Source organism: Achromobacter sp. (genome assembly GCF_032113835.1).
Taxonomy (GTDB): Bacteria; Pseudomonadota; Gammaproteobacteria; order Burkholderiales; family Burkholderiaceae_B; genus Achromobacter.
This window is the reverse complement of record NZ_DAMCTG010000139.1, coordinates 272-8540: the sequence shown is the minus strand read 5'-3', so window position 1 is coordinate 8540 and position 8269 is coordinate 272. Positions and strand designations below refer to the sequence as shown.

The 8269-nt window shown below is 65.3% G+C and carries 7 protein-coding genes; all 7 read left to right on the top strand.

The features are described from left to right. Positions 1-96: 96 nt before the first annotated feature. The 7 genes from RT697_RS26155 to RT697_RS26125 all read left to right on the top strand — a co-directional run bounded on the left by RT697_RS26155 (position 97) and on the right by RT697_RS26125 (position 7936). Positions 97-2448, top strand: a complete 2352-nt coding sequence (locus RT697_RS26155) for a bifunctional salicylyl-CoA 5-hydroxylase/oxidoreductase (protein ID WP_313702547.1) — start codon at positions 97-99, stop codon at positions 2446-2448. Then, complete coding sequence (locus tag RT697_RS26150) at positions 2445-3236, top strand: SDR family NAD(P)-dependent oxidoreductase (RefSeq protein WP_312439093.1); 792 nt, start codon at positions 2445-2447, stop codon at positions 3234-3236. The genes RT697_RS26155 and RT697_RS26150 overlap by 4 nt, the downstream gene beginning before the upstream one ends. Before the next feature lie 41 nt (positions 3237-3277). After that, positions 3278-4135 carry an enoyl-CoA hydratase family protein gene (locus RT697_RS26145; RefSeq protein WP_062841618.1) on the top strand — a complete coding sequence of 286 codons (858 nt, stop codon included), beginning with the start codon at positions 3278-3280 and terminating at the stop codon, positions 4133-4135. Positions 4136-4137: 2 nt separating this feature from the next. Beyond that, complete coding sequence (locus RT697_RS26140; protein WP_313702546.1) at positions 4138-5307, top strand: acyl-CoA dehydrogenase family protein; 1170 nt, start codon at positions 4138-4140, stop codon at positions 5305-5307. 63 nt (positions 5308-5370) lie between these two features. Next, complete coding sequence (locus tag RT697_RS26135) at positions 5371-7011, top strand: AMP-binding protein (RefSeq protein ID WP_313702545.1); 1641 nt, start codon at positions 5371-5373, stop codon at positions 7009-7011. Positions 7012-7038: 27 nt separating this feature from the next. Next, complete coding sequence (locus RT697_RS26130; RefSeq protein ID WP_056564554.1) at positions 7039-7479, top strand: acyl-CoA thioesterase; 441 nt, start codon at positions 7039-7041, stop codon at positions 7477-7479. Positions 7480-7528: 49 nt separating this feature from the next. Then, a complete protein-coding gene (locus RT697_RS26125; RefSeq protein WP_175125933.1) occupies positions 7529-7936 on the top strand; it encodes a RidA family protein in 408 nt (135 codons plus the stop codon). Positions 7937-8269: the final 333 nt, after the last annotated feature.

Here is an 8269-nt window from a genome sequence, read left to right as displayed (position 1 = left end):
TATATATTTCAAGCCTAAACTATCCAGACCTAAATATCTGCGGCTTCCGCTCCAGCACCATAGAGCGACTGTCGCGTACTTGGAGCGTATACGGCAATGAAGATAGTCTGCATCGGCGGCGGTCCCGCCGGCCTGTATTTCGGTCTGCTCATGAAACTGCAGAACCCCGCCAACGAAGTCACCGTCATCGAACGCAACCGTCCGTATGACACTTTTGGCTGGGGCGTGGTCTTCTCTGACGCCACCATGCAGAACTTGCGTGAGGCCGACCCCGTCTCCGCCCAGACCATTGGCGATGCGTTCAACCATTGGGATGACATCGACATCCATTTCAAGGGACGCAGCATCCGCAGCAGCGGCCACGGCTTCATCGGCATTGGCCGCAAGAAGCTTCTGAACATCCTGCAGGCGCGTTGTGAAGATGTCGGCGTCAAGCTGGTGTTCGAGAACTTCGTCCAGGACGACCAGGCCATCGCCCGCGAATACGATGCCGACCTCGTCATCGCCTCGGACGGCATCAACAGCCAGATCCGTACTCGGTACACCGATACGTTCCACCCCGACATCGATCAGCGCCGCTGCCGCTTCGTGTGGCTGGGCACCAAGAAGGTGTTCGATGCGTTCACCTTTGCCTTCGTGCAGACCGAGCACGGCTGGTTCCAGGCGCATGCCTACCGGTACGAGGATGGCATGTCGACGTTCATCGTGGAGACGCCCGAGGAAACCTGGCAGGCTGCCGGCATCGAGCAGATGAGCCAGGAAGAGGGCATCGCCTATTGCGAGAAGCTGTTCGCGCCCTGGCTGGACGGCAATCCGTTGATCAGCAATGCGTCGCACCTGCGTGGATCGGCCATCTGGATCCGTTTCCCGCGTGTCATCTGCAACACGTGGGTCCACTGGAACAATCTGGACACCGCGCGCGGCGAGCGTCGCGTGCCGGTCGTGCTGATGGGCGATGCCGCGCATACCGCGCACTTTTCCATCGGTTCGGGCACCAAGCTGGCGCTGGAAGACGCGATCGAGCTGGCGCGTTGCCTGAGCGGCGCGGAGGGCAGCGTCGAGGCCGGGCTGCATCATTACGAGGAAGTGCGCAGCGTCGAAGTGCTGAAGATCCAGAACGCCGCCCGCAACTCCACCGAGTGGTTCGAGAACGTCGAGCGTTACGCCGACTTGGAACCCGAGCAGTTCGCCTATTCGCTGCTGACCCGTTCGCAGCGCATCTCGCACGAGAACCTGCGTCTGCGCGATCCGGCCTGGCTGGAAGGCTTTGAACGTTGGATCGCGGAACGCGCCGGCGCGGCCACGCCCGAGGGCCGGCGTCCGGCCATTCCGATGCTGACGCCTTACCAGGCGCGTGGCGTACGGCTGAAGAATCGCATCCTCGTGTCGCCGATGGCCATGTATTCGTGCACGGACGGCGTGCCGGGCGATTTCCATCTGGTTCACCTGGGTGCGCGCGCCATGGGTGGCGCCGGCTTGGTGATGGTGGAAATGACCTGCGTGTCGCCGGACGGCCGCATCACGCCGGGGTGCCCGGGACTCTGGAACGACGAGCAGCAGCAGGCGTTCGCCCGCATTGTGAACTTCGTTCACGGCAACAGCGATGCGCGCATCGGCATGCAGCTTGGCCATGCCGGCCGCAAGGGGTCGACGCAGCTCGGCTGGCAGAAGATCGATCATCCGCTGGCGGAGGGTAACTGGCCGCTGGTGTCGGCGTCGGCGCTGCCCTACATCGAGGGCGTCTCGCAGACGCCGCGCGCCATGACGCGGGCCGACATGGACCAGGTGCGCGACAACTTCGTGGCGGCCGCGCGCCGCGCCGCGGCTGCCGGCTTTGACTGGCTGGAGCTGCACTGCGCGCACGGTTATCTGTTGTCCAGCTTCATCTCGCCGCTGACCAATCGGCGCGAGGACGAGTACGGCGGCAGCCTGGAGAACCGGCTGCGCTTCCCGCTGGAAGTTTTCCATGCGGTGCGCGCCGTGTGGCCCGAGGACAAGCCGATGTCGGTGCGGATCTCGGCCAGCGATTGGGTGGAAGGCGGCATCACCGCGGACGATGCGGTCGAGATCGCGCGTCACTTTAAGGCGGCGGGCGCCGACATGATCGACTGCTCGTCCGGCCAGGTCAGCAAGGAAGAAAAACCGGTGTACGGCCGCATGTTCCAGACGCCGTTTGCCGACCGCGTGCGCAACGAAGCCGGCATCCCGACGATTGCCGTGGGCGCCATTTTCGAGGCCGATCACGCCAACGGCATCATCGCCTCGGGCCGTGCAGACCTCTGCGCGCTGGCACGTCCCCATTTGGCTGACGCCTCTTGGACGCTGCGCGAAGCGGCGCGTGTGGGCTATGTTGATGTGTCGTGGCCGAGCCAGTATTTCGCCGGCAAGCGCCAGCTGGAAACCAACTTCGAACGCGCCGCCGCGATGGCGCAACTGGATATCAAATGAACGCACAACCGCTACCGCTCGCCGGGCGTCACGCCCTGGTGACGGGGGGCGCACGCGGCATCGGCCTGGCCAGCGCCCGGTCGCTTTTGCAGCGCGGCGCCCGCGTCACGCTGCTGGGCCGTGATGGCGGCGCGCTGGAGGCCGCCACCGACGAGCTGGCCCGGCTGGGTCAGGTGCAGGCCGTCAGCGCCGACATCGCCGACGAAGCCTCGGTGCGCGCGGCCTTCGCGCAGGCCGAAGCCGAATTCGGCCCGGTGCTGATCTTGGTGAACAACGCGGGGCAGGCGGTCAGCCAGCGTTTTGACCGGACGGACGCCGCGCTGTGGAACCAGATGCTGGCCGTCAATCTGACGGGCACCTTCCATTGCATCCAGGCGGCGTTGCCGGGAATGCTGCAGGAAAAATGGGGCCGCGTAATCAACGTGGCCAGCACCGCCGGCTTGATCGGCTACGGGTATGTAAGTGCCTACTGCGCCGCCAAGCACGGTGTCATTGGCCTGACGCGTTCGCTGGCGCTGGAAACGGCGCAGAAGGGCGTGACGGTCAACGCGGTCTGCCCGGGCTATACCGAGACCGACATCGTGCGCGGCGCGGTGGCCAACATTGTCGAGAAGACCGGCATGACGCCGGACGCTGCCCGCCTCAAATTAGCGGAACGCAACCCGCAGGGCCGCCTGGTGCAGCCCGAGGAAGTGGCCGAGACGGTCGCGTGGCTGGCGCTGCCGGCCTCCGCTTCCATCAATGGCCAGGCGATCGCCGTCGACGGCGGCGAAGTGATGACCGGCTGAGACCGGCGCCCCATCCACCCAGATTCACGAACGGAGACACCATGAGCACGCAGCCCGAAGAGCACACCATGAAGCATCACAAGCGTCCCATCGCCGGCTATCAGGCGAAGACGTTCCTGTGGCAGGTGTCGGACGACGGCAAGGTCGGCACCATCACGCTGAACCGTCCCGAGCGCAAGAACCCGCTGACGTTCGATTCGTACGCGGAACTGCGCGATTTCTTCCGGTCGCTGGTGTACGCGACCGACGTCAAGGTGGTGGTGGTGACGGGTGCGGGCGGCAACTTCTGCTCGGGTGGCGATGTGCACGAGATCATCGGTCCGCTCACGAAGATGAGCATGCCGGAACTGCTGGATTTCACCCGTATGACGGGCGACCTGGTCAAGGCCATGCGCGCCTGCCCGCAGCCCATCGTGGCGGCGGTGGACGGCGTGTGCGCCGGTGCGGGCGCGATGGTGGCCCTGGCGTCGGACATGCGGTTGGGCACGCCCGCCGCGCGCACCGCGTTCCTCTTTACCCGCGTGGGCTTGGCGGGGGCCGACATGGGCGCGTGCACGCTGCTGCCGCGCATGATCGGTCAGGGCCGCGCGTCCGAGCTGCTGTACACGGGCCGCGCGATGACGGCCGACGAGGGCGCGAGCTGGGGCTTTTTCAATGCGCTGCATGAATCCGGCAAGCTGCTGGAAGCGGCGCAGACGCTGGCGGCGCAACTGGCCGCGGGTCCTACCTTTGCGCACGGCGTCACCAAGAAGCTGCTGCACCAGGAATGGAACATGGGCGTGGACGAGGCCATCGAGGCCGAGGCCGAGGCCCAGGCCATCTGCATGCAGACGCGCGATTTCCACCGCGCCTACGAGGCCTTCGTGGCCAAGCAAAAGCCCGTCTTCGAGGGGAATTGACGATGCGCGACGCAAGCTGGCTGGACTGGCCCTTTTTCGACGACGCGCATCGCAAGCTGGCGCATGACGTAGACGCCTGGTGCGAGCAATCGCTGGGCGACGTGGACCATCACGACGCCGACGCGGCATGCAGGAAGCTGGTCAAGGCCATGGGCCAGGCCGGGTGGCTGCGCTACGCGGTGGCGGGCGGCCCAGGCGGGGCGTGGGGCGGCGCGCTGCCCGAAGTGGATTCCCGCGCGGTGTGCATCCTGCGCGAGACCTTCGCGCGCCATGAAGGGCTGGCGGATTTTGCGTTTGCGATGCAGGGGTTGGGCAGCGGCGCGATTTCGCTGATGGGCTCGGATGCGTTGCGCCAGGATTACCTGCCGCGCGTGGCGCGCGGCGAGGCGATCGCGGCATTTGCGCTGTCCGAACCGGACGCGGGCTCGGACGTGGCGGCGCTGGCGTGCGAGGCGAAGCTGGACGGCGACCACTACGTGCTGAACGGCGCCAAGACGTGGATTTCGAACGGCGGCATCGCGGACTTCTATGTCGTGTTCGCGCGCACGGGCGAAGCCCCCGGCGCGCGGGGCATCAGCGCGTTCGTGGTGGACGCGGACACGCCGGGGTTCGAGGTGGCCGAGCGCATCGACCTGATCGCGCCGCATCCGCTGGCGACCATCACGTTCGACAACTGCCGCATCCCGGTGACGCACCGGCTGGGCGACGCGGGGCAGGGGTTCAAGCTGGCCATGATGACGCTGGACATCTTCCGTGCGTCGGTGGCGGCGGCGGCGCTGGGTTTTGCGCGCCGGGCGCTGGATGAGGGATTGGCGCGCGCGAAGTCGCGCCGCATGTTCGGCCAGACGCTGGCCGACCTGCAACTGACGCAAGCCGCGCTGGGCGACATGGCGACCGCCATCGACGCCTCGGCGCTGCTGACGTACCGCGCCGCGTGGATGCGCGACGTGCAGAAGCTGCGCACCACGCGCGAAGCGGCGATGGCCAAGATGACGGCCACGGAATCGGCGCAGACCGTGATCGACCGGGCCTTGCAGATGTTTGGCGGCGCGGGCGTGGTGTCGGGGATGCCGGTGGAGAAGCTTTACAGGGAAATCAGAGCGCTGCGTATCTACGAAGGCGCCACGGAAGTGCAGAAGTTGATCATCGCCCGTGAACTGCTGAAGGCGTAAGGGGCCATCGAGCGCCTGCCTTTTGCAACGTAAACCGCATCGCACCAGCCAAGGGGAATTTTCATGGAAGTATCCGCCCACATCGACACCTTTGCCCGGGACAACCTGCCCCCGGGCGAACAATGGCCTGAGTTCCTGCTGGACGGCCCCGACGTGGCCTATCCGAAGCGTTTCAATTGCGCGGTGGAATTGGTGGACGCGATGGTCGGCCGCGGCCACGGCGACCGCGTGGCGCTGCGCTGGCGTCAGGACGGCAAGCCGGCGTCGATGACTTACCGCGAGCTGGCCGCGCTGACGAACCGCATTGCGCATGTGCTGACCGAGGACATGCAGCTGGTGCCGGGCAATCGGCTGCTGCTGCGCGGCCCGAACAATCCGATGATGGCGGCCTCGTGGCTGGCGGCGATCAAGGCGGGCCTGGTGACGGTGCCGACGATGCCGCTGCTGCGCTCGAAGGAGCTGAAGCAGATCATCGAGAAGGCGCAGATCCAGGCGGTGCTGTGCGACGTGCGTCTGAAGGACGAGGCGCAGTTCTGCGCGCAGCCGGATCACGAGAATCACTGCCCAGGTCTGGCGCAGGTGATGTACTTCAACGATACGGCGGCCGATGCGCTGGACGCGCTGGCGGCGGGCAAGCCGGACACGTTCGATGCGTGCGATACGGCGGCGGACGATGTCTGCCTGATTGCGTTCACCAGCGGCACGACGGGCTCGCCGAAGGGCTGCATGCACTTTCATCGCGATGTGCTGGCGATGTGCGATCTGTTCCCGAAGCATGTGATCAAGCCGGGGCCGGACGACATTTTCTGCGGTACGCCTCCGCTGGCGTTCACGTTCGGGCTGGGCGGGCTGTTGTGCTTCCCGCTGCGCGTGGGCGCGAGCACGGTGCTGGCCGAGAAGCTGTCGCCGGAGAGCCTCCTGGAACTGATCCAGGAATTCCGCGCGACGATCGTGTTCACGGCGCCGACCTTCTATCGCCAGATGGCGGCGCTGGTGGGCAAGTTCGATCTGTCGTCGCTGAAGAAGAGCGTGTCGGCGGGCGAAGCGCTGCCGGACGCGACGCGTCAGCTCTGGAAGGATGCGACGGGGATCGAGATGATTGACGGCATCGGCGGCACGGAGATGATCCACGTGTTCGTGTCGAGCCCGCCTGATGAAGTGCGCCGGGGCGCGATCGGCCGCGTGGTGCCGGGGTATGTGGCGCAGATTGTTGACGATGAGATGCAGCCGGTGCCGAATGGCACGGTGGGCCGGTTGGCGATCAAGGGGCCGACGGGCTGCCGTTATCTGGCGGACGAGCGTCAGCGCCGGTTCGTGCAGGCGGGCTGGAATCTGCCGGGCGATACGTTCGTGCAGGACGACGACGGCTATCTGTTCTATCAGGCGCGCAACGACGACATGATCGTGTCGGCGGGCTACAACATCGCGGGCCCCGAGGTCGAAGACGCGCTGCTGCGTCACGAGGCGGTGGCGGAGTGCGGGGTGGTGGGCGCGATGGACGACGAGCGCGGTCAGGTGGTGAAGGCGTTTGTGGTGCTCAAGCCGGGTTTTTCGCCGAGCGCGGAACTGGTGACGGCGATGCAGACGTTCGTGAAGGCGAACATCGCGCCTTACAAGTACCCGCGCGCGATCGAGTTCGTGGACGCATTGCCGCGGACGGAAACGGGCAAGTTGCAGCGGTTTGCGCTGCGCAAGATGGCATGAGCAGGTAGAGGCATCAAAGGAAACATCATGGCAGCACCAATCACGACGGCTCCTTTCGTGAGCCAGGTAGAAGTCCGATTCCGCCATTGCGATCCGGCGGGCATCGTGTTCTATCCGCGCTATTTCGAGATGATCAATGATTTCGTCGAGGAGTGGTTCGACAAGGGAATGGGGCTGCCGTTTCATGCGCTGCATGTGGACCGGCACATCGGCACGCCGATGGCGTCGGTGACGTGCGATTTCAGCGCGCCGAGCCGTTGGCACGAGAAGCTGCGCCAGACGCTGTCGGTGCAGCGCATCGGGGGCGCGTCGTTCAAGGCGTTGGTGCGTTTTGAAGGGCCTGACGGGCAGTTGCGGTTGTCGGCGACGCTGACGATCGTGACGGTTGACCTGCGGACGATGAAGTCGATGCCGCTGCCTGCGGATCTGCGGGAACGCATGCAGCATTTTCTGGCAACCGCGGCATAAGCGGGCGCCACCCTGTGGTTTGTTTATTTGATCAATAGGATGAGACGTTATGAAGATTCTGCAACCGCCGGATTGGATGGCGCCCCGGGGCTATTCGAATGGTGTGCTGACCGAGATGCAGGTGGGCAGCAAGATTGTGTTCGTGGGCGGACAGGTGGGATGGAACGGGCAGCAGCAGTTCGAGTCCGATGACTTCGCGGACCAGGTGCGTCAGGCGCTGCTGAACATCGTGCAGATTCTTGCCGAGGGCGGGGCGAAGCCGGAACATATCGTGCGGATGACGTGGTATGTGACGGACAGGAAGGAGTACGTTGCGGCGTATCCGGGCATCGGCAAACACTACCGGGAGTTGATCGGCCGGCATTTCCCGGCGATGACGGCGGTGGAAGTGGCCGCTCTGGTGGAGGATCGCGCGAAGGTGGAGATCGAGGTGACTGCGGTGGTGCCTGCGCAGTAGTTTTTATGGTTTGACGGTGTATCGAAGGTTCGCCGCTTTTGCTTCCCGGCCGGCACCGGGGGGCGGGAGCGGCGGGCCTTCGGTGCTTGTGGGTGGGATTTTTGTGGGCATGCCGCTGACTTCAGGTGTCTGACACCCGCATGCGACAGTCGTCACTGCGCGGCAGTCTTGGCCGGGTGTCTGACACCGTGCACGATGCGTAGGACTGGTTCAGGTGTTAGACATTGGTCGATGCCGCTGACTTCAGGTGTCTGACACCCGCATGCGACAGTCGTCATTGCGCGGCAGTCTTGGCCGGGTGTCTGACACCGTGCACGATGCGTAGGACTGGTT

Excerpts from the sequence above, each read along its gene's own strand:
- RT697_RS26140 (WP_313702546.1), top strand. The coding sequence starts at position 4,138 with ATGCGCGACGCAAGCTGGCTGGACTGGCCCTTTTTCGACGACGCGCAT.
- RT697_RS26125 (WP_175125933.1), top strand. The coding sequence starts at position 7,529 with ATGAAGATTCTGCAACCGCCGGATTGGATGGCGCCCCGGGGCTATTCG.
- RT697_RS26130 (WP_056564554.1), top strand. The coding sequence starts at position 7,039 with ATGGCAGCACCAATCACGACGGCTCCTTTCGTGAGCCAGGTAGAAGTC.
- RT697_RS26145 (WP_062841618.1), top strand. The coding sequence starts at position 3,278 with ATGAGCACGCAGCCCGAAGAGCACACCATGAAGCATCACAAGCGTCCC.
- RT697_RS26135 (WP_313702545.1), top strand. The coding sequence starts at position 5,371 with ATGGAAGTATCCGCCCACATCGACACCTTTGCCCGGGACAACCTGCCC.
- RT697_RS26155 (WP_313702547.1), top strand. The coding sequence starts at position 97 with ATGAAGATAGTCTGCATCGGCGGCGGTCCCGCCGGCCTGTATTTCGGT.
- RT697_RS26150 (WP_312439093.1), top strand. The coding sequence starts at position 2,445 with ATGAACGCACAACCGCTACCGCTCGCCGGGCGTCACGCCCTGGTGACG.